This window comes from Lactiplantibacillus sp. 30.2.29 (assembly GCF_018991255.1).
GTDB lineage: Bacteria > Bacillota > Bacilli > Lactobacillales > Lactobacillaceae > Lactiplantibacillus > Lactiplantibacillus pentosus.
In genome coordinates this window covers 1-842 of sequence record NZ_JAGYGU010000103.1, presented here as the reverse complement: position 1 = coordinate 842, position 842 = coordinate 1, and the positions used below count along the sequence as shown (strand labels likewise).

The following is an 842-nucleotide window of genomic DNA, read 5'->3' as shown; positions in this document are numbered from 1 at the left end:
AGGAGGATGAGAGATTCGAACTCTCGCGTGGTTTGACCCACCTGACGGTTTTCAAGACCGTTCCCTTCAGCCAGACTTGGGTAATCCTCCATAAGTTGTAACTAGGAAATGTCCACTATTAATAGTAGATGGACCTTGTAGGGCTCGAACCTACGACCGGACGGTTATGAGCCGTCTGCTCTAACCAACTGAGCTAAAGGTCCAAGCTCTTATTCCTATCGCGGCAGGGGGAATCGAACCCTCGACCTCCCGGGTATGAACCGGACGCTCTAGCCAGCTGAGCTACACCGCGATGTGTTAAATAATCGTAATGACTACTTAATCGGGAAAACAGGATTCGAACCTGCGACCCCCTGGTCCCAAACCAGGTGCTCTACCAAGCTGAGCTATTTCCCGTTATATGCACCCAGTAGGAGTCGAACCTACAACCTTCTGATTCGTAGTCAGACACTCTATCCAATTGCGCTATGGGTGCTTCATAAAAAAAGTGCCGAGGACCGGGATCGAACCGGTACGGTTATCACTAACCGCAGGATTTTAAGTCCTGTGCGTCTGCCAATTCCGCCACCCCGGCAACACTTGGAACAAAGCGGAAGACGGGATTCGAACCCGCGACCCCCACCATGGCAAGGTGATGTTCTACCACTGAACTACTTCCGCATAATTATTCAGTTAATGCCGACTAGAGGATTCGAACCTCCGACCCCCTGTTTACAAGACAGATGCTCTGCCAGCTGAGCTAAGTCGGCATGACGATTAACACAACTATAACATCATATCATGCTCAGTCACATAAATCAACAATAACTTTTTATGAACTTATTTACTTATGAGCCGTAAAC

At 48.7% G+C, this 842-nt stretch carries 8 tRNA genes; all 8 read right to left on the bottom strand.

The features are described 5' to 3' along the window. A tRNA-Ser gene (locus KGF65_RS16735) sits at window positions 1-90 on the bottom strand. A gap of 39 nt (window positions 91-129) precedes the next feature. Next, window positions 130-203 (bottom strand) — tRNA-Ile (locus KGF65_RS16730). Window positions 204-218: 15 nt separating this feature from the next. Then, a tRNA-Met gene (locus tag KGF65_RS16725) sits at window positions 219-292 on the bottom strand. 30 nt (window positions 293-322) lie between these two features. Continuing rightward, window positions 323-396: transfer RNA gene (locus tag KGF65_RS16720), tRNA-Pro, on the bottom strand. 5 nt (window positions 397-401) lie between these two features. Continuing rightward, window positions 402-475: transfer RNA gene (locus KGF65_RS16715), tRNA-Arg, on the bottom strand. A 13-nt stretch (window positions 476-488) separates the two neighbouring features. Further along, window positions 489-574: transfer RNA gene (locus KGF65_RS16710), tRNA-Leu, on the bottom strand. Window positions 575-588: 14 nt separating this feature from the next. Beyond that, window positions 589-660 (bottom strand) — tRNA-Gly (locus KGF65_RS16705). Between the two features lie 16 nt (window positions 661-676). Continuing rightward, window positions 677-749 (bottom strand) — tRNA-Thr (locus KGF65_RS16700). Between the last annotated feature and the right edge of the window lie 93 nt (window positions 750-842).